This window comes from Streptococcus infantis ATCC 700779 (assembly GCF_000187465.1).
Lineage (GTDB): Bacteria > Bacillota > Bacilli > Lactobacillales > Streptococcaceae > Streptococcus > Streptococcus infantis.
In genome coordinates this window covers 1,427,266-1,450,461 of the sequence record NZ_GL732439.1, presented here as the reverse complement: position 1 = coordinate 1,450,461, position 23,196 = coordinate 1,427,266, and the positions used below count along the sequence as shown (strand labels likewise).

At 33.7% G+C, this 23,196-nt stretch carries 21 protein-coding genes and 3 tRNA genes; 8 read left to right on the top strand and 16 right to left on the bottom strand.

The window, feature by feature from the left end:
- Positions 1-114 precede the first annotated feature (114 nt).
- From ftsH to htrA, 15 genes are all read right to left on the bottom strand, one after another.
- Complete coding sequence (ftsH, locus tag HMPREF9423_RS09615) at positions 115-2,073, bottom strand: ATP-dependent zinc metalloprotease FtsH (RefSeq protein ID WP_006149114.1); 1,959 nt, start codon at positions 2,071-2,073, stop codon at positions 115-117.
- 16 nt (positions 2,074-2,089) lie between these two features.
- Positions 2,090-2,632, bottom strand: a complete 543-nt coding sequence (gene hpt, locus HMPREF9423_RS09610) for a hypoxanthine phosphoribosyltransferase (RefSeq protein WP_006149113.1) — start codon at positions 2,630-2,632, stop codon at positions 2,090-2,092.
- A 4-nt stretch (positions 2,633-2,636) separates the two neighbouring features.
- Complete coding sequence (gene tilS / locus HMPREF9423_RS09605) at positions 2,637-3,914, bottom strand: tRNA lysidine(34) synthetase TilS (RefSeq protein ID WP_006149111.1); 1,278 nt, start codon at positions 3,912-3,914, stop codon at positions 2,637-2,639.
- A complete protein-coding gene (locus HMPREF9423_RS09600; RefSeq protein WP_006149110.1) occupies positions 3,911-5,179 on the bottom strand; it encodes a serine hydrolase in 1,269 nt (422 codons plus the stop codon). Before HMPREF9423_RS09600 ends, tilS begins: the two co-directional genes overlap by 4 nt.
- Positions 5,172-5,294, bottom strand: a complete 123-nt coding sequence (locus tag HMPREF9423_RS12760; protein WP_004250924.1) for an SP_0009 family protein — start codon at positions 5,292-5,294, stop codon at positions 5,172-5,174. Before HMPREF9423_RS12760 ends, HMPREF9423_RS09600 begins: the two co-directional genes overlap by 8 nt.
- Before the next feature lie 6 nt (positions 5,295-5,300).
- Positions 5,301-5,669: a septum formation initiator family protein gene (locus HMPREF9423_RS09595; RefSeq protein ID WP_004250925.1), complete on the bottom strand. Its 369-nt coding sequence runs from the start codon at positions 5,667-5,669 to the stop codon at positions 5,301-5,303.
- A complete protein-coding gene (locus HMPREF9423_RS09590) occupies positions 5,662-5,928 on the bottom strand; it encodes an RNA-binding S4 domain-containing protein (RefSeq protein ID WP_004250926.1) in 267 nt (88 codons plus the stop codon). The genes HMPREF9423_RS09595 and HMPREF9423_RS09590 overlap by 8 nt, the downstream gene beginning before the upstream one ends.
- Positions 5,929-5,993: 65 nt before the next feature.
- The gene (mfd, locus tag HMPREF9423_RS09585) at positions 5,994-9,497 is read right to left on the bottom strand and encodes a transcription-repair coupling factor (protein ID WP_006149109.1); all 3,504 of its coding nucleotides are present in this window, start codon (positions 9,495-9,497) and stop codon (positions 5,994-5,996) included.
- Entirely contained in the window at positions 9,490-10,059 is a 570-nt protein-coding gene (gene pth, locus HMPREF9423_RS09580; RefSeq protein ID WP_006149108.1) for an aminoacyl-tRNA hydrolase, read from the bottom strand. Before pth ends, mfd begins: the two co-directional genes overlap by 8 nt.
- 73 nt (positions 10,060-10,132) lie before the next feature.
- Positions 10,133-11,248: a redox-regulated ATPase YchF gene (ychF, locus tag HMPREF9423_RS09575; RefSeq protein WP_006149107.1), complete on the bottom strand. Its 1,116-nt coding sequence runs from the start codon at positions 11,246-11,248 to the stop codon at positions 10,133-10,135.
- Between the two features lie 84 nt (positions 11,249-11,332).
- Positions 11,333-11,527 carry a DUF951 domain-containing protein gene (locus HMPREF9423_RS09570; protein WP_004250933.1) on the bottom strand — a complete coding sequence of 65 codons (195 nt, stop codon included), beginning with the start codon at positions 11,525-11,527 and terminating at the stop codon, positions 11,333-11,335.
- 66 nt (positions 11,528-11,593) lie between these two features.
- On the bottom strand, positions 11,594-12,730 hold the full coding sequence (gene dnaN / locus HMPREF9423_RS09565) for a DNA polymerase III subunit beta (RefSeq protein ID WP_006149105.1): 1,137 nt from the start codon (positions 12,728-12,730) through the stop codon (positions 11,594-11,596).
- Positions 12,731-12,888: 158 nt separating this feature from the next.
- A complete protein-coding gene (dnaA, locus tag HMPREF9423_RS09560; protein WP_025170209.1) occupies positions 12,889-14,247 on the bottom strand; it encodes a chromosomal replication initiator protein DnaA in 1,359 nt (452 codons plus the stop codon).
- A gap of 212 nt (positions 14,248-14,459) precedes the next feature.
- Positions 14,460-15,221 (bottom strand): ParB/RepB/Spo0J family partition protein, encoded by a 762-nt coding sequence (locus HMPREF9423_RS09555; protein WP_006149103.1) that lies wholly within the window; start codon positions 15,219-15,221, stop codon positions 14,460-14,462.
- Between the two features lie 59 nt (positions 15,222-15,280).
- Positions 15,281-16,462 carry a serine protease HtrA gene (htrA, locus tag HMPREF9423_RS09550; protein ID WP_006155808.1) on the bottom strand — a complete coding sequence of 394 codons (1,182 nt, stop codon included), beginning with the start codon at positions 16,460-16,462 and terminating at the stop codon, positions 15,281-15,283.
- A 185-nt stretch (positions 16,463-16,647) separates the two neighbouring features.
- On the opposite strand from htrA, the gene rlmH reads away from it, so the two are divergent.
- From rlmH to HMPREF9423_RS09515, 7 genes are all read left to right on the top strand, one after another.
- Complete coding sequence (gene rlmH / locus HMPREF9423_RS09545) at positions 16,648-17,127, top strand: 23S rRNA (pseudouridine(1915)-N(3))-methyltransferase RlmH (protein WP_006149100.1); 480 nt, start codon at positions 16,648-16,650, stop codon at positions 17,125-17,127.
- A gap of 41 nt (positions 17,128-17,168) precedes the next feature.
- Positions 17,169-17,242 (top strand) — tRNA-Arg (locus HMPREF9423_RS09540).
- A 164-nt stretch (positions 17,243-17,406) separates the two neighbouring features.
- The gene (gene comC, locus HMPREF9423_RS09535; protein WP_006149099.1) at positions 17,407-17,532 is read left to right on the top strand and encodes a competence-stimulating peptide ComC; all 126 of its coding nucleotides are present in this window, start codon (positions 17,407-17,409) and stop codon (positions 17,530-17,532) included.
- A 21-nt stretch (positions 17,533-17,553) separates the two neighbouring features.
- Positions 17,554-18,873, top strand: coding sequence for a competence system sensor histidine kinase ComD (comD, locus tag HMPREF9423_RS09530; RefSeq protein ID WP_025170208.1), 1,320 nt, complete (start codon positions 17,554-17,556; stop codon positions 18,871-18,873).
- Positions 18,870-19,622: a competence system response regulator transcription factor ComE gene (comE, locus tag HMPREF9423_RS09525; protein WP_004250949.1), complete on the top strand. Its 753-nt coding sequence runs from the start codon at positions 18,870-18,872 to the stop codon at positions 19,620-19,622. Before comD ends, comE begins: the two co-directional genes overlap by 4 nt.
- Before the next feature lie 51 nt (positions 19,623-19,673).
- A tRNA-Glu gene (locus tag HMPREF9423_RS09520) sits at positions 19,674-19,745 on the top strand.
- A gap of 5 nt (positions 19,746-19,750) precedes the next feature.
- Positions 19,751-19,824, top strand: a tRNA-Asn gene (locus tag HMPREF9423_RS09515).
- Between the two features lie 39 nt (positions 19,825-19,863).
- Here HMPREF9423_RS09515 and HMPREF9423_RS09510 read toward each other — a convergent pair.
- Positions 19,864-20,406: a TetR/AcrR family transcriptional regulator gene (locus tag HMPREF9423_RS09510; protein WP_006149096.1), complete on the bottom strand. Its 543-nt coding sequence runs from the start codon at positions 20,404-20,406 to the stop codon at positions 19,864-19,866.
- A 128-nt stretch (positions 20,407-20,534) separates the two neighbouring features.
- On the opposite strand from HMPREF9423_RS09510, the gene HMPREF9423_RS09505 reads away from it, so the two are divergent.
- On the top strand, positions 20,535-23,189 hold the full coding sequence (locus HMPREF9423_RS09505) for a YhgE/Pip family protein (RefSeq protein ID WP_006155806.1): 2,655 nt from the start codon (positions 20,535-20,537) through the stop codon (positions 23,187-23,189).
- The last annotated feature ends 7 nt before the right edge of the window (positions 23,190-23,196 follow it).

The window sequence follows — 23,196 nt, the reverse complement described above, 5'->3', positions numbered from 1 at the left end:
CTAGTTTGATTTGTTTTTTCTGAAATTTTTTTACTGGTTTTCATAGATTAGTTTTTATAAATAAGAAAGAGAGGGTATAATAGTATCCTCTCTTGTATCTCGTCTACTAATATTTTAGTTTTCTTCAGCCATTTTTGATTTGACTTCATCATATGATAGGGCACGTGATTCCTCTTCTACTGATTCAGGCATTTTCCCTGTTTCGTAAAGAGATTTGATTTGTGTACTATCCAATGTTTCATATTTCAATAAGGCTTCTGCAATTAATTTATGCGTTTCACGATTTGATTGAATAATTTCAGCTGCTTTATTACGTGCTTCATTCAACAATGCTCGAACATCTTCGTCAATTTCATAAGCTGTACGCTCTGAAATAGATTTTTGTGGAGTTTGAGCACCAAACATTGCATGATTTCCTTCGTATTGAACAGGTCCAAGTTTTTCGCTCATACCATACTCTGTAACCATTGCACGCGCCATTTGTGTAGCTTGCTCAAAGTCGTTTGATGCACCTGTTGTTTGGACATTAAAGATGATTTCTTCAGCAACACGTCCACCCATCAAACCAGCTAATTGTTCTTTCATATCTTCTTTAGACAGCAACATTTGATCTTCTTTCGGAAGAGCAATCATGTAACCACCTGCACGACCACGAGGAACAATTGTTACCTTATGAACTACACGTGCGTTGGACAAGACCAAACCAACAATTGTGTGTCCTGCCTCATGATAAGCAACCATTTCACGTTCTTTTTGAGAAACAGTTTTATCTTTCTTAGAAGGTCCTGCAATAACGCGATCTTCTGCCTCATCAATATCAGAAGCATCAATGACTGACTTATTACGACGAGCTGCAACTAAAGCTGCCTCGTTCAATACATTTTCCAAATCAGCACCAACAAATCCCGGTGTTTGTTGGGCAACTAACTTCAAATCTACATCTTCTGCTAAAGGTTTATTTCTAGCATGGACTTTGAGAATTGCTTCGCGTCCTTTAACGTCTGGACGACCAACCAATACTTTTCTATCAAAACGACCTGGACGAAGAAGTGCTGGATCTAATACGTCAGAACGGTTTGTTGCCGCAATGACAATAATTCCTTCATTTCCTTCAAAACCATCCATCTCAATCAGCAATTGGTTCAAGGTTTGTTCACGTTCATCATTACCCCCACCAAGACCGACACCACGTTGTCGACCGACAGCATCGATTTCATCAATAAAGATAATAGCTGGAGCTGCTTTTTTTGCATCCTCAAAAAGAGAACGTACACGACTTGCACCAACACCGACGAACATTTCTACGAAGTCAGAACCTGAAATACTAAAGAATGGTACTCCAGCTTCTCCTGCTACTGCTTTAGCAAGTAATGTTTTACCAGTTCCCGGAGGTCCTTCTAAGAGAACTCCAGCTGGGATACGAGCACCTAATTTTGTAAAGCGTTTTGGATCTTTCAAGAATTCAACAACTTCAACAAGTTCTTGTTTTTCTTCTTCAGCTCCTGCTACATCTGAAAAGCGTACTTTGATATCTTCCTTATTAGCAGCCTTAGCTTTACTGCGTCCAAAGCTCATCGGATTGCGTCCGCTATTTCCTCCCATATTTCCCATCATAGAAAATAGGAAGAAGAATAAAATGGCAAATGGCACTACCGAAACTAGGATGTTAATCCACATACCACTTGAGCTTTCGTGCTTGACTTCAACTTGTGTTTGGTGTTCACCAGCTAGTTTTTGCAAATCTGCTACAGTAGTATCCGATGGAAGAATAATACTTGTAAATTTTTCTACTTTTGTTGCAGAAGGTGTGAAAAACTGAATACCTGTTTCCGGTTTTTCTGTTTTAGCAGTTTTATAGACACCAGACACTTCAATAACACTACCACTTGGTTGATAGGTTATTTCTTTTACATTGTCATTAGTGATTTCCTGCACCAATTCTGAGTATTTAATTTGTTGACTGTGCCCGGCAGCTCTCCCAGCGAAAAAGTACTGGAATCCCGTTACTAGCAAGAAAATCATCAACAAATAAAGAAATGGATTTTTTATAAAACCATTATTTTGTTTTTGCATTCAACAACTTACCCTTCTATTTTGAGTAAACTTCCTCTTTCAATACGCCTACATAAGGAAGATTACGATAATTTTCATTATAGTCTAAACCATAGCCTACAACGAATTCATTTGGAATTGTAAAACATGTATAATCTGCTTCAATTTCTACAGTACGTCCTTCTGGTTTATCCAGCATAGTAACAATCTTAACAGACGCTGCTTCTCTAGCAGTAAACATATCTCTCAAGCTTTTTAATGTTTGTCCAGTATCAATAATATCTTCTACAAAGACAATGTGTCTACCTTTAACATCTTGAGTGACATCTTGTTTGATATTAATGACACCACTACTTACAGTTCCACCATGATAACTAGAAACCATCATAAAATCCATTTCAAGGTGAGTGTCGATATATTTGACTAATTCTGCCATAAAAGGAATAGATCCTTTTAAAATTCCAACTAAAATCGGATTCTTACCTTCGTAATCTTTTGTCAATTGAGCACCTAACTTCTTAGCTGCTTCTGTAATTTCATCTTGTGAAATCAAAATCTTCTTGATATCTTGTTCTAACATGATTTTACCTATCTATTTTTTCTATATAAAGTACAGTGTTCATTATATCATTTTTCATTTTTATACTCAAATCACTGAGTTCAATTCCTAAAATTGAACAAATCTTTCCGAATTGCTCAACAATAATCGCATTTTTTCGTTTTTCTGCAGGAATTTTTAAATCAATAAAAAGTCGCCTTACTTTTTTTCGATGACCATTTATTATCAAATAATCACCTGGCTGTCGATGCCGCAAAATCAATGATGTTTCACGGGAAACATTTATTTGTTGAACATTTTCACCTTTTAGAGGAATTCCAAATGAAAATAGAAAACCTTCATAATAAACTTGATTTTGATAGTTTAACACACACTCGCTACTTTTTTCATCAGACTTTGGTCTGATTTTACCAATTTGAAAGTGCTGGTATTCTTTTATAAGTTCATAACCATTTTTTATATTATGGCGATATTGACTCTTAGTTTTTAAAATATGATGAATTTCTTGAAATTGTTCTCTTGTTACATTTAAATCAGCAAAACGACTAAGGTATTGTTGTAGTAAAACTCCTTGCGTTGCTTCACTAAAAGATAAAAACTGAGTTAAATCTTCTACATCAACCGCTTGAGATAATTCAGCCAGAGCAATTTGATAATCAGAAACTTCTTTTCCAAACTCTAAAATTGCTTTTTTTACCTGAACATTTTCTTTTTCTAACTGTGGCAGATAGAGGTTGCGAATACGATTGCGAAGATAGTGATTTTCTTTATTCGTTGAATCTTCAAAATGCTCAATTTCAGGAAAATCCTTCTTATAAAAAGACAACAAAGGACGAATCAACTCTCCCTTAGCAAATATTTGTCTTTCTTTAATAGCTGATAAATGTTGTAGTCTAACACCTCTAATCAATCGCATAAATATCGTCTCAACTTGATCATCTGCATGATGAGCTGTTACAAGAGCTGTAGATGAAGTTTTCTCCATCACTTCTCTAAAAAATTCATAGCGAAATTGACGAGCATTCACTTCTGAAAAATCTCCAGTAAAACAAGCTACATAAATTGGAACTCCAGCTTGTTCAGCTAATTTTCTTAATTCATTTTCTTCCTTATCTGACTCTGGTCTTTGTTTATGATTTACATGAGCTAAAAATAATTCAATATCAAGTTCTTTTTGATAGGTCAAAAGAAGTTGAAAAAGAAACATCGAATCCAATCCACCAGACAAGGCCAGCACAACTCTTGAATGTCCTTCAAAGTAACCTTTTTCTAGAAAATGATTTAAAAAATCGCGGTCTCTCATTTTAGGACCTCGTAGACATCCTTAGCAATTTTAGAAATAGTGTCGTAATCAGAATTTTTGGTAAAGATTGAAATAACGAAAGGAGAATCTGTATAGACTATTCCCACATCGTGTTTAAATTCATCTGCATCCCCAATTTTATGGGCTACCTTAGCAGAAATATTCTTAGCAATCCGCTGATTATCAAAAGATGTTTGTGAAAGAGATTCTAAAACAAAACCATTCTGATTATAAATAGATTCCATAACTTGACCAGCCGTTTTAGCTGAAGCCATCTTATCTGTCACATCCCATTCTTCACCTGCGATAGTAGCCATTTCTTTTTTAAAGGCTTCATCTGATTTATTCGTAATATAATAAGCAAGAATATTATGAGCTACATTGTCAGATTCTTTTGCAGTTTTTGTGATTAAATCTTTGATTGTGTATTCTTTATTGTCCGCTGTTTTAGGGAGACTTCCGCTTCCTTCCGGTTTATAAGAACCAGGGAAATCATTAACTTCGGAAACATACTTCAATTTCGTGTCAAGTTGGTAATCACCTTGATTGATTTTTTCCTGAACAGAATAAAGATAAGGTAATTTCATAACACTAGCAGCGTACATTTTTTGATTTTCATTAATGCCAGCTTCCTTACCTGTACTCAATTGTTTAATATAAATAGAGAACTGTTCATTTTGATAATTCGCAGATAGCAACTCTTGTACTTTCTGAATACGATTATCATCATCGGAAATATAATCCTTCGAAATCCAGCCCGTTTGCTTGATATGTAAGAATTCACGACCTTCAGCAAAAATAGACATATCTGCTTCAACTTCTTGATAAGGCGCTAAAGTAGACTTTACTTCTTGTTGATCATAAGGACTATTATAAACGACAAATCCTAGTTCTAGCCATACTCGCTTAGAAAAATCGTTTACGATGGAACTATCGTATAAAAGTCGTTTATCAGCCATTACAAATTGATTATTTGACAATTTAAAGACAGGCTGTCCTTGTTTATTTAATCGCCATTCTAAAACAGATAATTTTGTTTCCGTATTGACTTTTCCTGATTCTTTAATCAGGTCTTCTGTAGAATAAACTGGCGTCTCACCATAAAATTTTGGAGATTCTATAATATCTTGATAATAAAAATGATATGGAGTATGAGTTAAAGAATAAACTTCTTGTTTTGGAATGATAACTGGATTCTCAGTGCTTACTACTTGAACGCTTTTTAGGAAAATAGGAAGTAGTAATATCACTAAAAATTTACGCATTCTTTTTCCCCTCTTCTTCTTGTAGTCGTAACAGATGATTCTTTTGAGCTAACTCATCTAATTTTTCATCTGACTGACTTAAAAATTTTTCGATAATATCTAATAAATTTTCCATTTTGCATTACCTAGGAAGTAAGTCCGGAATTGTATAAACTTCCTCCCATGTTTTTGAATAATAATATTTTGCACGGGAATATTTAGCCGCATAGGATTCATCTTTTAGCTTAGTTGCTAAACTAGCTTCTTTATCCTTTTCATCGCTCAAGTCCTGATATTGTTTTTTCAAATCAGCTAGTTGCTGGCGACGTGTTAGTAATTGTTGGTAACTTTGTGCTAAATTGTAAGTTGGTAAGATGAATAGCAACATAATCAAAATCAAAACCCAACCCATAAAACGATTACGTTTTTGACGTTCTTCCATCATGTATTTACGTCGTTGGTGTTCATTTTGAATAAATGAATTATTCATTTGGACTATTTTTTTATACATCGTCTTCTACCCTTGTTTCACTGATAATTTCATACATTCCAGCTGCATCTTCTTTTTTAGTGCTATCTTTCATTTCCAGTACCTTTACAAGCAACAATTTATTTCCAAAACGAATTTCAACCTGATCATTGATTTTTAAATCAGTTGAACTTTTAGCAAGGATACCGTTTACCTTGATTCGCCCTTTATCTGCAACTTCCTTAGCTACCGTACGACGTTTAATAATTCGTGATACTTTTAAATATTTATCTAATCTCATCTTATAATACCTCAAATTATTATTGTACCATTTTTATCCCTTTTATAGAAGAAAAAAGGTAATCCCTAATGTGACTCTTTTAAGTCTTTTATCTTCGCTAACGATTCTCCAAAGGTTAAGAGTCCTTCTAAAATCTCATAATCTTTTTTATTTCGAATATCAAATACAACTTCAATCAAACCTTGATTTTCAGAAATATTAGCCTTCAAATTTGTCTGAGAAAGAGCCTGGAAATAATCTTGGGTTAAAAATAGCTGTTGCGATATTTTTTCAAATTGAATGACAAGCTTATTATTTCTTCTTTCAACTCGATTGACAAATACTTTATCTAGATAAGCTTTAGCTAATCCAATTTCTAAGAGATAGGCAACTACATCTGGATACTCACCAAAACGGTCAATTAACTCATCTTGTAATTCTTCATAGTTGACACGGTTGTCAATCTGACGAATTCTCTTGTAAATCTCAATTTTATGTCGTTCATCTGAAATGTACTCATCCGGAAGATAGGCATCAATTTGTAGAATTAACTCAGCATTTCCTTTTTCACGTTTCTTGTCAGTTCCATTTTTCTTAGCAATTGCTTCTTCCAGTAATTGAGAATAGAGTTCAAAACCAACTGAATCAATAAAACCGGACTGCGAACTTCCTAAAAGATTACCCGCTCCACGAATGGATAAATCGCGCATAGCGATTTTGAAACCAGAACCCAATTCAGTAAATCCCTTGATAGCTTCTAATCTCTTTTCTGAAACTTCTGTCAAAGATTTGTCAGGTCGATACATAAGATAGGCATAAGCGATTCGATTACTACGACCAACCCGACCTCTTAATTGATACAAGGTAGACAGACCCATGTGATCCGCATTTTCGATAAACAAGGTATTGGCATTTGGAATGTCTACCCCTGTTTCAATGATTGTCGTGGTTACTAAAATATCATATTCACCTTCAATGAAATCAAGTAGTGTGTTCTCCAAACGAATTTCACTCATTTGACCATGAACAAAACCAATAGAAGCTTCTGGAATCAGTTCTTGTAACTCTGAAACCTTCTTTTCAATCGTGTCAACTTTATTGTAAAGATAGTAAACCTGACCACCACGATCAATTTCTCTCAATACAGCATCTCGAATGACACGATCATTCTGTTCAAGGACATAGGTTTGTACAGGATATCGATTGGTTGGGGGAGTTTCGATGACAGATAAATCTCGAATACCTAGCATAGACATATGTAGAGTTCGAGGAATTGGTGTAGCTGTCAAAGTTAAGACATCAACCTTCTTTTTTAATTCCTTCAAAGCTTCCTTATGTTTGACACCAAAACGTTGTTCCTCATCGATGATGATCAAGCCTAAATCAGAAAATTCAACATCTTTAGACAAAACTCGATGGGTTCCTATCAGGATATCAACTTGGCCTTTTTTCAATTTTTCAAGTGTTTCAGTCTGCTCTTTTTTACTTCTAAAACGACTCAAAACATCTACATTGACAGCAAACTGTTCAAATCTTTCCTTGAAATTACTATAATGTTGCTGAGCCAAAACTGTAGTAGGTACTAAAACAACAACCTGTTTATGATTATTGACAGCCTTAAAAGCAGCTCGCATGGCAACTTCTGTTTTACCAAAACCAACATCTCCAACCAAAAGTCTATCCATTGGTTGAGAAGCCTGCATATCTTTCTTAATTTCTTCGATACTTCGAAGTTGATCTTCAGTTTCAACATAAGGGAAAGCCTCATCAAAAGCAACTTGATCTTCATCATCTTTTGAAAATGCAAAACCTTCAAGTTGACTCCTCTCTGCATATAACTTAATTAAGTCATCTGCAATGTCTTCAACTTGATTTTTAACTTTTTGCTTAGCTTTTTTAAAACGTCCATCGTTTAATTTGTTTAACTTTGGAGCCTTACCGTCACTTGAAACATACTTAGATAAGGTTTGGATTTGTTCTACAGGGATAGAAATTCGATCTCCATTTTGATATTGGATACTTACATAATCTCGGTGAATCCCTTTGAGTTCAATCGTTTCGATTCCTAAATATTGACCAATCCCATGAATTTGATGAACAACATAATCTCCTTTTTGGAGCTCATTATAGTCCTTTAATCTCTCAGCATTACTGATATTTTGTCTTCTATATTTACGTTTAATTTTCTTTTTGAATATTTCATACTCAGTGATGAATACAAGATTCTCATCCACAAAATGAAAACCATGACGAAGGTTTCCTTCAACAAGATTGACAGTTCCTTTACAGATTTCACTTTGATTACTATTGTCAACTTTAATGCTATATTCATCAAGAATCGTTGACAGTTTTTTTAGTTCTGTTTGGCTGCTTGATTGAAGAACAATCGTATATTTTAATTTTTTATAGCGTTCAATTTCTTCTTTCAGAAAAGAAAACTGATTGAAGAATTCTTGCATTGGATATTGATTAAATTGATAAAGATGATCAAATTTTAGATTTCCAAGTCCCTTTTGAAAATTAGAAAAGAAGCTAGCTGGTAAATATTTTTTAAACTGACTTTCTACATCAGCAAAATATTGTAAACTTGATACAGCTTTACTATTTTGTAAATCCTCTGTAAAGTAGCCGGCTGTTTCCTTATCAAAAATATCATACTGATTCATGATTTTTTGAAAATCATCAAAGATAATAGGTGCTTGGTTCAAGTAGTCAATCAAGGTCCACTGTTTTTTATAAAAAACAGACAAAAATTTACGAATATCAGCATGAAGAACTTGCTCTTTCGCACAACTAAAAACTTCTTCTAGGTACGACTTTAATGTAGGTGAAATAGTTTTATCAATCTCATGTTCTAAGAATTGTTGACCACGATTGTAATCCTCAACAGTTAATAAAATGTCACTAGCTGGATAGATTAAGACTTGAGATTGACTATCTTTTGATAATTGTGTATCTGCGTCGAATTCTCTAATCCCATCTATTTCATCACCAAAAAATTCTATTCGGTAAGGAGATAGTTGTGAAGTTTCAAAGATATCTAAAATATCCCCTCGAAGACTAAATTCACCTTGACTTTGAACTTGAGTAACTTTTTTATAACCAAGTGAAATCAATTGATTTTTTAATTCTCTTTGTTCACACTCTTCGCCAACTTCAAGTTTTAACACACTGTTATCAAAGACTTGAGGATCTGGTAAGAATAAACGGCTAGCTGCCATGTTACAAACTAGTATTCCTTTTTGAGATTTATCTCTTAGAAAACGCAAGGCTTCAACTCTTGAAAAAATCTTTTCTTGAGACGATACTAAAAATTCTACCATTGGTGAATCATCTACTAAAAATGGATAAACCATATCAGTACCCAGGATAGAAATTAAATCATTTACTAGACGATCAGCTTCTCCATAAGTAGATGTCATTACTAAAATCTTGTTCTGATTTTTAACACTACTTGCAATAGCTAAAGACTTTGCTGAACCAGAGAGACCTAGTAGTAATTCCCTCTGCTTGAGAGATAAATGTTCACTCCATAATTGTATCTGCTTGTTCTCTAAAAAGAATTCGATTAATGACATTCCCTTACCCATTGTATTTCTGCATTGTTTTTTCAAAGTTTTTCTCTTGTAAATAATAATTTACAGCATCGTCAACCTTGTCAATAGACTGTAAAATACCTATATAGTCATCCTTGTCAAATTTACTCAAAACGTGGTGAACTACTGACATCCCTTTTTTAGGTCTACCGATACCAATCTTTACACGATTGAAAACCTGTGTACCAATATGTTGGATAATTGACTTGATACCATTATGACCGCCAGCTGATCCTTTAGCGCGAAGTCGAATTTTTCCTACTTCCATGTCAAGATCATCGTAAATAATCAGTAAATCTTCGATATCTAAACCATAGTAAGTTAATAAAGCATGAACTGCTTTCCCACTTTCATTCATAAAAGTAGTGGGTTTTACCAGATAAATTTTTTCACCATTAAGGAAAAATGAAGCTAATTCAGCTTGGAATATTTTATCGTGTGTAAAGGTGACATTCTGTTTTTTTGCTAGTTGGTCAATCAACATAAAACCAACATTATGCTTTGTCTCAAAATATTTATCCCCTGGATTTCCCAATCCTACTAGTAATTTTGTCATTTAAATTTCCTTTCAAAAGCCAAAAGGGTTGGAATTTTTTTTCCAACCTAATTGACACTATTAAAAATGTTGATTATACGTTAAAGCGGAATTCCATAATATCGCCATCTTGAACGACATATTCTTTTCCTTCTTCACGTAAGCGTCCAGCTTCTTTTACCGCCTTTTCAGAACCGTATTTAATCAAATCATCATAAGACATAGTCACTGCACGAATAAAGCCTTTTTCGAAGTCAGAGTGGATAATTCCAGCAGCTTGAGGAGCTTTCATGCCACGTTTAAAGGTCCAAGCACGAACTTCTTTTTCACCAGCTGTGAAGTAAGTTCCAAGTCCTAATAGATGGTAAGCTGCACGAGTCAACTTATCCACACCTGATTCTGTCAAACCAATGGCTTCAAGAAACTCTTTTTTATCTTCATCGTCTAACTCAGAAATTTCTTCTTCAGCACGCGCAGAAATGACCACTACCTCTGCATTTTCTGTTGCTGCGAATTCACGAATTTTCTTCACATAATCGATAGATTCTGGGTCTCCAACCACATCCTCATCAACGTTAGCTACATAAAGAACTGGTTTCGTGGTCAAGAGGAAAAGACCTTTGACAACCTTTTGCTCTTCATCTGTAAATTCAATAGTACGAGCTGATTTACCGTCTTCAAGGACAGGTTTAATCTTTTGGAGAACGTTAAATTCTGCAACTGATTCCTTATCTTTTTGCGTACGTGCCATCTTTTCCACACGCGCATAGCGTTTATTAACAGATTCTAAGTCAGCAAGAATCAATTCTAGGTTAATGGTATCAATATCTGCTAATGGATCTACAAAAGCATCTTCACGACCTTGCTCACGCATGACATTCTCATCATCAAAGGCACGAACTACATGGACAATGGCATCAACTTCACGGATATTGGCCAAGAATTTATTACCGAGACCTTCTCCTTTTGATGCACCTTTTACAATCCCTGCAATATCTGTAAATTCAAAGGTTGTTGGGACTGTCTTCTTAGGAGTAATCATTTCAGTCAATTTTTGTAGACGTTCATCTGGAACTTCTACCATCCCAACGTTTGGGTCAATAGTTGCAAATGGATAGTTTGCAGCCTCTGCTCCTGCTTTTGTAATTGCATTAAATAGGGTTGATTTACCAACGTTTGGCAAACCCACGATACCTGCTGTTAAAGCCATAGTTTCTCAATCTCCGTTCACATTTCAATCTTCAATATTATAACACAAAAAGGGAAAACTTGCTAACCCTCTAACTACTTGCATTTAGTCGATAATTTTACTCATTTTTCTTTCAAAATCATAGCGACTCATCATGACAACATGATCACAATTACTGCATTTAATTTTGATATCTGCACCTAGACGTGTAATTTCCCAACGATTCGCTTTTTTGCCTGTAGATTTGATTGTACAAGCGTGTGGTTTTTTCATTTCAACAAAATTTCCAACTTGATACATACTACTCTCCTTTTCATATTTCTGATTATATCATAAAAGAGGTGAGCTAGGCTCAACCTCTTTAACTTAATTTGTACGAACTGGTGTAATCAGCTGCATGAAATCTTCATCTGTATCAGCTGGTACCAAGGTAAATGGACGAACTGCTGAAATGAAACTGATTGTTACCTTTTCACTATTCAAGGCTTTTAGTGCTTCAATCAAGTAAGTTGGGTTAAAGCTAATAGTTAAATCTTCACCAGATACAGCAATTGTATCGATTTCTTCGTTTACTTTACCAACTTCTGGAGAATTTACATGTGCTGTAACCACTCCTTGTTTGATTTCTAATTTTACAGTTCCATTTTGAGTAGCACTTGATAAGAGACGTGCACGTTCCATAGATTGACGTAGATTCACAACATCAAAAGTTACTGTCGTATTAAAATCTGTTGGAATCAGACGATCTGTATCAGGATAATTACCTTCTAAGAGGCGTGTATAGAAGCTAATATTTTCGCTTCTAAAGAGAATTTGGTTGTTTGCGAAGAAAATCTCTACTGTTTCAATATCGTCCGTAAAAACAGCTGAAAATTCGCGTAGAGAGCGACTTGGGATGACAACATCAAAATTATCACTATTTTTTTCAAGTGTCAATTTCTTCTGACTGAGACGGTGAGAATCTGTCGCAACTGTTTTCAATTCTTTATGATTACTTAGGACAAAGTGTACACCAGTCAAGATTGGGCGGCTTTCTTGTACACTAGCAGCAAAAGCAGTTTCGTTGATAATCTTTTTGAGAAGTTTTGTTTCAAGAACTAAAGGATTACTTGCTGCAATTTCCTGAATACGTGGATACTGTTCGCTGTCTTTACCTTTAAGGGTAATCTCTGATTTTCCACTTGTTAATACAATCTGATGTTGTTCAATTTCTTTAAAATCAAGAGTCACATCTGGAAGACTAGAAACAACATTGATAAAGAAAGAAGCCTCTAAAAGAATTGATCCTAAAGAGTTAATCAAAAGACCTGCATTTTCATCTTTTTGAGAAATGAAATTCTCAATTGAAATTTGACCATTTGATCCAATTAATGTAATTCCTTCGTTAGTCACATCAATTTTAATAGTTGATAAAACAGGAATAGCATTTTTTGAACTAATAGCACGTTTTGTAATATTTAATGATTGCAGGAATAAATTTTTATTAATAGAAAAATGAATCATGGAATCTCCTTTATTTATTTTTATTATTAGAAGGTTAATAGTAATAGTAGGCTGTGTGAAATCTGTGGAAAACCAAGTTTAGTTTAGAAAAATCAAGAAGTTATACTTGTTTAAAATTTGTTAATAAATCAGTAAAATTTTAAACACTTATCCACAAGTTATTTGATTTTCTTTTTGATGGTTTCGATTTCTATACGTAATTTATCATCAGTTTCAATCATAGATTTGATTTTTGCATGAGCATGAATGACGGTTGTATGATCTTTACCACCAAATTCTTTTCCGATTTTTGGAAGACTGTTATCAGTTAATTCTCTAGCTAGGTACATAGCAACTTGGCGAGCTAGAACAATATTCAGAACACGTCTAGTTCCCTTCATCTCCTTAACGCTCACATCATAAAATTTTCCGACTTCCTCTTGGATTTTTTCAATCGGAATGACGATCATGGTGCTGACGCTTTGTTTTCGAGCACGTATAGCCTCAGATGCAATATCCACAGTTATAGTGTTGATTTGTTTGACTTTAGCCATGAGACTAATATCTTTGAGCGCACCTTCTAATTCACGTACATTTGAATCAAACTGGCCAGCCAAATATTCGATTGTGTCAGGTTGAAAATGATAATCTAAATCCTCTGTTTTACTGTTTAAGATAGCGATACGAGTTTCGAAATCAGGTGGAGTAATGTCCGTTGTTAATCCCCATGAGAAGCGCGTGACAAGTCGTTCAGGTAGATTTTCTAGTTGTTCTGGCCTACGGTCACTCGTTAAAACGATCTGTTTATTATTACTGTGAAGTTTGTTGAATGTATTGAAAAATTCATCCTGAGTTTGTACTTTATTTCCACTGAGAGATTGAATGTCATCAATAAGAAGGAGATCTAGACTTCGATAGGTTTTTTTAAAATTATCCATATCATTGAGTCTTAAATGATCTAAAAATTCATTAATAAAACTTTCAGCAGGAATATATTTTACACGCGCATTAGGATTTTTTTTGAGAATTTCATTACCCAGAGCATTGAGCAAGTGAGTTTTCCCTAGACCAGGTCCTCCATATATAAAAAGAGGATTATAAGTTAGTCCAGGATCTTCCGAGACGGCTAAAGCAGCAGACTTAGCCCAAATATTTCCATCACCTTGGATAAAATTATCAAAAGTATAGATATCTCTTAATCCTGTTTCTGAATAGGGTATAGATTTTTTAATTTCTTCCTGTTGATGATTACTGTTTTCAACATTGCTTGCTATATCGGAGGTATTAGAATCTTCTTTAGTCAATACATATTGAGCTTTTATTTCAGTGTCATAGATTTGAAAACCGACAGCTACAATAATATCATTGAGTTTTGTACTCCAAACCATTTCCATTTCAGATCTTGGCAAAAATATGGTAGCTATATTTCCCTCAACCTTTATTAATTCAGCAGGTGTTGCGTAGAAATCAAACATTGATCGTGTCAATCTCTCTTTAGCTAATTCTAAAATCTGATTCCAAAATTGTTTTTCTTTCAACAACAAACTCCTCCTTTTCTAAATGGTGTAATCTTAAACACTATTTTATCACATAGCAAGCAATTTTTCCACAACTTGTGAAAAACAATCCACAATGTTTAAAAGATTTATCCACAACTTGTGGATAAAAGGTCTAGATTTTGATTTAATAGTCTTTTTCTATACTAATCCAGTGGATAAGTATGTGAGTTTAGAAAAATAAAATAACAGCCTTATTTCAGGCTGTTAATAAAACGTTGGTATTCTTCTTGATTATGAAAAGAGATAGTTATTTTTCCTGCCTCTTTTTTTTGAAGGACGATTTGGACATCTAATCCCAACAATTTTTTCAAATTTTCTTCTTCTTCTTTGATAAAGTGATCTTTTTCTTTGCTTTTCTTCTTATTTTTTTCTTCTTTAAGTAGGTGTTCCACCTGCCGAACTGATAAATCCTCTTTCTGAATGCGATTGAGTAAATTTTTTTGTTCTTTCAAAGGTAGTTGGATTAGAAGTCTAGCATGTGCTTGAGACAATTTTCCAGTTTCTACTTCTGTTAAAATAAAATCAGGGAGCGTTAGCAATCGAACAAGATTAGTGATATAAGGGCGTGATTTCCCCATTTTTTCAGCAATGTCTGCATGAGTATATCCTTTATCAATTAAAGATTGATAAGCTTTTGCTTCTTCAATCGGATTTAAGTCTTCTCGTTGTAAATTTTCAATGATTGAGTGAACCATCATTTCCTGATCAGATAATTTTTTGATGATTACAGGAACTTCTGATAGCCCAGCTTCTATCGATGCCCGATACCGTCTTTCTCCAGCTAGGATTTCATATCCGACAACTGGAGATTGACGGACAATAATGGGTTGAATTAAACCATTTTCTTTAATAGATTGGGCAAGTTCTTGAATTTTTTCTTTTGAGAATTCTTTACGAGGTTGATAGGGATTTTTTTGAATATCACTGATACGAATTAGTTTAAGTTCTTCCATATCTCTACAGTATCATATCTTTAATATTCTGTAAAGTAGGTTTACAAATATGTAAACTATTAATTTAAATCACTTGTACTCTTATCTAGTTTGATTTTAGTTGTTTCTTCTTTACCATTACGGTAATAAGTTACAGTCATTTCATCACCAATAGAGTGACTGTAAAGTGCATTTTGCAATTCAGTAGTAGAAGAAATCTTAGTATCATCTATTTTTGTGATAACATCATATTGTTGTAAATGTCCATTTGCAGGCATGTTCTTTTGAACAGAACGAACAGCTACACCAGAAGTAACGTTGTCAGGAAGTTTCAATTTTTGTAGATCGGCAGTGCTAAGGTTTGTCAAATTAACCATGTGGATACCAAGAGCTGGTCGAGTTACTTTTCCATCTTTTACCAACTGTTTGATAATATTCTTAACATCATTTGCAGGAATAGCAAAACCAAGACCTTCTACGGATGTTCCACCATTAGAGGCGATTTTACTTGATGTAATACCGATAACTTCTCCCTGGATGTTAATCAAAGGTCCTCCAGAGTTACCAGGGTTAATAGCTGTGTCTGTTTGAATGGCATTTGTTGAAATAGCTTGACCATCTTCAGATTTCAAAGAAACGTGTCTGTTCAAGCTTGAAACAATCCCTTGTGTAACTGTATTTGCATATTCTGACCCCAAAGGACTACCGATTGCGATAGCTGTTTCCCCAACAGATAATTGACTTGAGTCACCAAACTCAGCTACTGTAGAGACCTTTTCAGAAGAAATTTTCACTACTGCAATATCAGAATAGGTATCAGAACCAACAATTTCACCTGGTACTTTTGTTCCATCTGCTAGACGAATATCAACTTTTTTAGCTCCACTAATAACGTGAGTGTTGGTTACAATATAAGCATCATCCCCATCTTTTTTATAGATAACACCAGAACCTTCACTGTTAATTTGTTCAGTGTTTGAATCTGTATCAGTATCATCAGTTCCAACAAAACTACCTTGAGAGTTTTCTGAATAAGTGATAATCGATACAACTGCATCTTTAACTTTATCTACAGCCTGTGTGGTAGAATTTTCATTTTTCGAAGCAGTCTGAGTGACCGCTGCACTATTTTGTTCTCCACCTCCTTGCTTTTGGTTGAACTGAAGAACAGCCAAACTTCCTAATAGACCACTAAAAAAGCTAATGAGAATAACTAGTAAAAGTTGTCCAATTGTTTTTGAAAACTTCTTTAAGTTTTTCATAGAATCCTCCATATTTGATTAATTAGTGAAAGTATAAAATTATTAACTTAATCCTAGCTTAAAAAAGTTTAAGTTTTTAACAATCTGTGGATAACTGATTAAAACTTGTGAATTTATTGTGTTTTTTCACCTTTTTCATTTGTGAATAAGATGTGAATAGAATGCGATTATGATAAAATAGAAGCATGAAAATAAAAATTGTAACAGTTGGAAAACTAAAAGAAAAGTATCTCAAAGATGGAATTGCAGAATATTCTAAAAGAATATCACGATTTGCTGCCGTAGAAATGATCGAATTAGCTGATGAAAAGACACCAGATCGTGCCAGCGATTCAGAAAATGAAAAAATCTTGAATTTAGAAGGAAATCGAATCCTTTCCAAAATTGGTGATAGAGAATTTGTTGTTGTTTTGGCTATTGAAGGGAAGATATTATCTTCTGAAGAATTCAGTAAACAGTTAGAACAAGCATCTATTAATGGTTATTCAACCTTAACATTTGTGATCGGTGGAAGTTTAGGATTATCCAATGAAGTGAAAAAACGAGCTAACCTATCAGTAAGTTTTGGTCGTTTAACTCTTCCACATCAATTAATGCGTCTAGTTCTTGTAGAACAGATATACCGAGCATTTACGATCCAACAAGGTTCTCCTTATCATAAATAGGATTGACTATTCTCGATTATTTTGATAAGATAAACTAGTTAGGTCTCATAGCTCAGCTGGATAGAGCATTCGCCTTCTAAGCGAACGGTCGCAGGTTCGAATCCTGCTGGGATCATATACTAGATTTAACGCTGGGGAAACCCAGCGTTTTTTGTAAAAATTGACAGTTCAGGTACAAAAATGTGCAGTTGAGAATGAAATGTTTTAAAACAGACTCCGTTTTGTATAATAGGCTTGTAAGTTAATTTACAAGAAAAAAACAATAAAGGAGAATTTAATATGGAAAAAACAGTTAAATTAGAGCAGTTCAAAAAACTTACAGAAAAAGAATTACAGGAAATCCAAGGTGGGGATAAAAGATTAACTTACTTTATTACTAATCTTTTTCCTAAAAGGAAAAAATAGAAAACATTATAGGGAGACATGATGGATTTATTAAAAATATTCATAGTTATTCTTCATATTTTTATTCTAATAAATAGCTATAAACTAATTTGTAGAGCAACAAAAAAAGAAAGATTTCTATTCATATGTTGGATTTTTATATTGCAGTCCGTAGTTGAAATTATCTTTTATTTTGTTTTTTTACATGGGTTAGGTTTAGAAAAATTCATGTTTCCCTTTATTATATATGTTTATCTAATAGGGGTAAAAAAGTATAATAAGTACAAGGCTATTTTTATCAGTCTACTATTGTCTTTACTATATCATAGTACTCATACTTTTATAGCAGTAATCATATCCTCTATAACAGGTGATTATTTTGTATCAAAATATAAAGAAATCTTTTTTTTAGTAGTTTTATTAATAACTTATTTTATTATTAAAAAAATTATTACTTATTTTCATCTTGAACTTAATTATTTTGATAAAGATTACCTCTATCCATTTTTAAAAAAAGTTATACTTGGTTTCTTTACTTTACATATTCTATCATTCATTTCAGATATGGTAAGTACTCATGCACATTTTAATAGCTTTGGTAGTATTTTAGCAACAATTGTATTTATTTGTTTACTACTAATCTTCTTCGCTATGAATTCTTATAAGGTGCGAGTTGAAAAAGAAATAGCCCTAAAACAGAAAAAATTTGAACAAGAACATTTACAGACCTATACAGATGAAATTGTGGCTTTGTATAATGAAATCCGTGGTTTTCGTCATGATTATGCAGGTATGCTTGTCAGTATGCAAATGGCTATTGACAGTAAAGATTTACAGGAAATTGACAGAATTTACAATGAAGTCTTAGTAAAAGCTAATCAAAAATTACGTTCAGATAAGTATACATACTTTGATTTAAACAATATAGAAGACTCAGCTTTACGAAGTTTGATTGCTCAATCTATTGTATATGCCAGAAATAATGACGTAGAGTTTACACTAGAAGTAAAGGATATTATCACAAGGTTGTCAATTGATTTACTTGATCTTGTGCGTATTATGAGTGTATTATTGAACAATGCTGTTGAAGGTGCTGCAGAAAGTTATTTGAAACAAATGGAAGTTGCAGTGATTAAAATGGATTTGGAAACAGTTATCGTGATTCAAAATTCGTGTAAAATTACCATGATACCTTCAGAAGATTTATTTGAACTAGGTTTTTCTACTAAAGGTAGAAATAGAGGAATAGGGCTTAAAAATGTTAAAGAAATTTTGGATCAGTATGAAAATATCATTTTAGAAACAGAGATGGAAGATAGTACATTTAGACAGATTATTAGATTTAAGAGAGAGTTTGAATGAAAGTATTAATTTTGGAAGATGTTATTCAACATCAAGTCAGACTAGAAAGAACCTTGGATGAAATTTCAAAGGAATTGAATATTCCTATTTCTTATAAAACAACAGGTAAAGAACGAGAATTTAAGGAATATATCGAAAATGATGAAGTAAACCAGCTTTATTTTCTAGATATTGATATTCATGGCGTTGAGAAAAAAGGATTTGAGGTAGCACAGTTTATTCGTCGCCACAATCCCTATGCAATTATCGTATTTATCACTAGTAGATCAGAATTTGCTACCTTAACTTACAAATATCAAGTATCAGCCTTGGATTTTGTTGATAAAGATATCAATGATGAATTATTTAAAAAACGTATCGAACAGAGCATCTTATATACCAAAAGTATGCTGCTTGAAAATAAAGATGTTGTGGATTATTTTGACTATAATTACAAGGGAAATGATTTGAAAATTCCCTACCATGATATTTTATATATTGAAACAACAGGAGTATCTCATAAATTAAGGATTATTGGTAAGAATTTTGCCAAAGAATTTTATGGTACTATGGCGGATATTCAAGAAAAAGATAAAGATACTCAAAGATTTTATTCTGCTCATAAATCATTTCTTGTCAATGTAGGAAATATTAGGGAAATTGATCGAAAAAATTTAGAAGTGGTTTTTTATGAGGATCATCGTTGTCCAATTACCCGTCTAAAGGTACGGAAATTAAGAGATATTCTGGAGAAAAAATCTAAAAAGTGATTGACAATTAGTAAGAAATTGATATAATGGTTATATCTGCTACAGATAGATGGTCCGTTGGTCAAGGGGTTAAGACACCGCCTTTTCACGGCGGTAACACGGGTTCGAATCCCGTACGGACTATATTATCCGCCATAGCTCAGTTGGTAGTAGCGCATGACTGTTAATCATGATGTCGTAGGTTCGAGTCCTACTGGCGGAGTTAAACAAAAAGAACACCATTGGTGTTCTTTTTTTGTCTCTAATTTGCATCTCCCAACATTTTCATAAGAAAGTTTGTCATTTCTTGTGGACTTTCTTTTTTTCCATGAGCAATCCAGGTTTGGCATACACCAAATAGTGCGTTTGTTAGATAAATACTGCTATACTCTAACTCAATATTGTTTAAATTTAATTGCATAAAGCGTTTTTGGAGGTCAGTGCTAAGCATAATGTGAAGTTTATTTCTCAGGAAGTTTTGTATCTCTTTTGTACCATTTTCAGATAGAAGAGCAGCTAGTAAAGGTTCAGACTCTAAGTATTCAAACACTTCTAAAATAGCATCTCTTTTATGATTTGCGTGTTTTTGGAAAATATACTCAAATGTATGAAAAAGCTTACTTTGGTAATGTTCAATCATATCATACTTATCCTTGTAATGAGTATAAAAACTAGAACGACTAATCCCGGCTTTTTCTGCCAGCTTAATAGTGCTAATTTGATCAAATGGTTGTTCCGTTAATAATTGAACCATGGCGTTCTCAATAATACGTTTGGTTTTTAAGCGTTTGTTGCTCTCTTTCATAGTTCCTCCTTGTGAACAAAAATAGACTTAGTGTCTAAAAATGATAATTTTGACTTGTAAATAAGAATTTTTAATGTATAATCTATTATATCAAAATTTTAGACAATATGTGTAAAAAAGGAGACAATATGTTTAAAGAATGGAAAGCAATTTTTAAAAAACCAACCTTTATCATTGTAATGATAGGGATTTCTCTCATTCCAGCTTTATACAATATCATATTTTTATCATCTATGTGGGATCCGTATGGTCAATTATCTGAGTTGCCTGTAGCGGTTGTAAATAATGATAAGGAAGCGACTTACAATGGAAATACGATGGCTATCGGAAAAGACATGGTGTCTAATTTAAAGGAAAATAAATCCTTGGATTTTCATTTTGTAAAAGAGGAAGAAGGAAAAAAAGGACTAGAGAATGGCGATTACTATATGGTAGTAACTTTGCCAAGTGATTTGTCTGAAAAGGCTGCTTCTATTTTAACAGATCACCCAGAACAAATGAACATTGACTATCAAACTTCTAGTGGACATAGCTTCATTGCAAGTAAGATGAGTGATTCTGCTATGACACAGTTAAAACAAAATGTTTCTGCCAGTGTAACTGAGACTTACACGAAAGCTTTATTTCAAAAGATGGGTGATTTAAAATCCGGTTTAACCAAAGCTGCAGATGGAAGTGAACAATTAGCCAACGGAGCTGGTCAATTGGCTGTAGGAAGTCAAACATTGTCTTCAAATCTTAATACTTTAGCTAACTCAAGTTTAACTTTTTCTGATGGAAGTGAACAATTTACAAGAGGGTTGACAACATATGTCACTGGAGTAAAGCAACTAAATAGTGGCTTAGGAACATTTAATGATGGTTTACAGAACTATACAAGTGCGGTTTCACAGATTGACACAGGACTTAATCAATTATCTTCCAAGACTCCAGAATTAGTTGCAGGTGTCAACCAGTTAAATATAGGGATGAAGTCATATGCTGGTGGAGTTTCACAACTCAATTCAGGACTCAGTCAATTTTCGGTTGGTGTCAATGCCTATACAAGCGGAGTTGACAAATTATCTGTTGGTACAAACCAACTATCAAGTCAATCAGATACATTGAGAGACGGTATTACTCAATTAAATAAAGGAATCAAAGAAATTTCGACTCAATTGAATACTTCATCTCAACAAAAAGAGGAAATCACTCAATTAGCAACTAGTTTAGATGAATTGAATAAAGCACTTCAAGCTGTAACTATTTCAGATAATACTGAACTTAAAAGTACAATATCTAATGATTTAGCGAATATATCTACTCTTGCTCAAACTATTGTGACTAATAGTCAAACAGAGCAAGAGAAAACTCTTACCAATCTTCAAGCAACAGCAACTTATCAATCTCTTACTGATACTCAGAAACAAGAACTGACTGCAGCTGTTTCAAATAATTCTAATTCTACGATAGAGTCAGCAAAAGCAATTTTAACGACGGTAGGAGATTTAAAAGAAAATTTGGGAAGTGTAAACCAACCAGTCTCTAATCTTTCTACTTTACAGACTAAAGCAAATCAAGTATTACCTGTGGCGTCTAGTTCCTTGATATCTATGTCAAGTGGATTTACACAGTTGCAAAATGCTGTAGATAATCAGTTAGTTCCTGGAAGTCAATCGATTGAAAATGGAGTTAATGATTATACTAAAGGGTTGGATACTATTTCTTTAGGTGTAAACCAACTAAGTGAAAAGAATACAACTTTAACAACAAGTTTGGATCAATTGGTTTCTGGATCAAGTAAGTTGACAGAAAACTCTTCAACCTTGACAACTGGTTTGGATTCGCTAGCTGGGAAAACTCCAGAATTAGTAACAGGTATCGAAAAACTCTCATCTGGTTCTAATCAATTAAACAGTAAGAGTTCAGACTTAATTGCAGGACTGGATAAAATACAGCTAGGTTCTAGTCAATTAACAGATAAATCAAGTCAATTGCTTTCAGCTAGCTCTCAGTTAGAAAGTGGAGCAATGAAAATTGCTGATGGTGCTGGAAAACTAGCAGATGGTGGAACAACTTTAACTGTTGGTATTGAAAGTCTGCAAGTAGGATCTACAGGACTAGGAGAAGGATTAAATAGTGCTAGCAATCAACTAAAAACAGCATCAACAGAGCCTAACAATGCAGAAGTATTATCTGAGCCCTTGAGTCTTTCAAAAACAGACAATGATCAGGTTCCTGTAAATGGGATTGCTATGGCTCCTTATATGATATCTGTTGCTCTCTTTGTTGCTGCGTTATCAACAAATATGATTTTTGCTAAGTTACCTTCAGGTCGTCATCCTGAAAGTCGTTGGGCTTGGGTTAAATCTCGTTTCGAAATAAATGGCGTCATAGCTGTTTTAGCAGCTGTCTTAGTCTATGGAGGAGTTCATCTTATCGGTCTAACGGCAAATCATGAAATGAGAACCTTGTTCTTAATCATCATCGCAAGTTTGACCTTTATGTCTATGGTAACCGCGTTAACGACATGGAATAGTCGCTTAGGTGCTTTCTTCTCTCTTATTTTACTATTATTACAATTAGCATCAAGTGCAGGAACTTATCCACTTGCTTTGACTAATGATTTCTTTAAGGCTGTCAATCCTTGGTTACCAATGAGTTATTCAGTTTCAGGATTGAGACAAACAATTTCTATGACAGGGAATGTTCATAATCAGATAATTTTCCTTCTCGTAACTTTAGTCCTATTTATAGGATTAGGTATGCTTGCTTATCAACCTAAAAAAATGGAAGAAGATTAAAAAAATC

Coding starts and splice junctions, on each gene's coding strand:
- ftsH (WP_006149114.1), bottom strand. CDS start 2,073: ATGCAAAAACAAAATAATGGTTTTATAAAAAATCCATTTCTTTATTTG.
- pth (WP_006149108.1), bottom strand. CDS start 10,059: ATGACAAAATTACTAGTAGGATTGGGAAATCCAGGGGATAAATATTTT.
- HMPREF9423_RS09555 (WP_006149103.1), bottom strand. CDS start 15,221: ATGGAAGAACTTAAACTAATTCGTATCAGTGATATTCAAAAAAATCCC.
- ychF (WP_006149107.1), bottom strand. CDS start 11,248: ATGGCTTTAACAGCAGGTATCGTGGGTTTGCCAAACGTTGGTAAATCA.
- HMPREF9423_RS09600 (WP_006149110.1), bottom strand. CDS start 5,179: ATGCGTAAATTTTTAGTGATATTACTACTTCCTATTTTCCTAAAAAGC.
- dnaN (WP_006149105.1), bottom strand. CDS start 12,730: ATGATTCATTTTTCTATTAATAAAAATTTATTCCTGCAATCATTAAAT.
- tilS (WP_006149111.1), bottom strand. CDS start 3,914: ATGAGAGACCGCGATTTTTTAAATCATTTTCTAGAAAAAGGTTACTTT.
- HMPREF9423_RS09590 (WP_004250926.1), bottom strand. CDS start 5,928: ATGAGATTAGATAAATATTTAAAAGTATCACGAATTATTAAACGTCGT.
- HMPREF9423_RS09595 (WP_004250925.1), bottom strand. CDS start 5,669: ATGTATAAAAAAATAGTCCAAATGAATAATTCATTTATTCAAAATGAA.
- htrA (WP_006155808.1), bottom strand. CDS start 16,462: ATGAAAAACTTAAAGAAGTTTTCAAAAACAATTGGACAACTTTTACTA.
- HMPREF9423_RS09570 (WP_004250933.1), bottom strand. CDS start 11,527: ATGTATCAAGTTGGAAATTTTGTTGAAATGAAAAAACCACACGCTTGT.
- mfd (WP_006149109.1), bottom strand. CDS start 9,497: ATGGGTAAGGGAATGTCATTAATCGAATTCTTTTTAGAGAACAAGCAG.
- comE (WP_004250949.1), top strand. CDS start 18,870: ATGAAAGTATTAATTTTGGAAGATGTTATTCAACATCAAGTCAGACTA.
- HMPREF9423_RS09505 (WP_006155806.1), top strand. CDS start 20,535: ATGTTTAAAGAATGGAAAGCAATTTTTAAAAAACCAACCTTTATCATT.
- rlmH (WP_006149100.1), top strand. CDS start 16,648: ATGAAAATAAAAATTGTAACAGTTGGAAAACTAAAAGAAAAGTATCTC.
- hpt (WP_006149113.1), bottom strand. CDS start 2,632: ATGTTAGAACAAGATATCAAGAAGATTTTGATTTCACAAGATGAAATT.
- comD (WP_025170208.1), top strand. CDS start 17,554: ATGGATTTATTAAAAATATTCATAGTTATTCTTCATATTTTTATTCTA.
- comC (WP_006149099.1), top strand. CDS start 17,407: ATGGAAAAAACAGTTAAATTAGAGCAGTTCAAAAAACTTACAGAAAAA.
- HMPREF9423_RS12760 (WP_004250924.1), bottom strand. CDS start 5,294: ATGGAAAATTTATTAGATATTATCGAAAAATTTTTAAGTCAGTCAGAT.
- HMPREF9423_RS09510 (WP_006149096.1), bottom strand. CDS start 20,406: ATGAAAGAGAGCAACAAACGCTTAAAAACCAAACGTATTATTGAGAAC.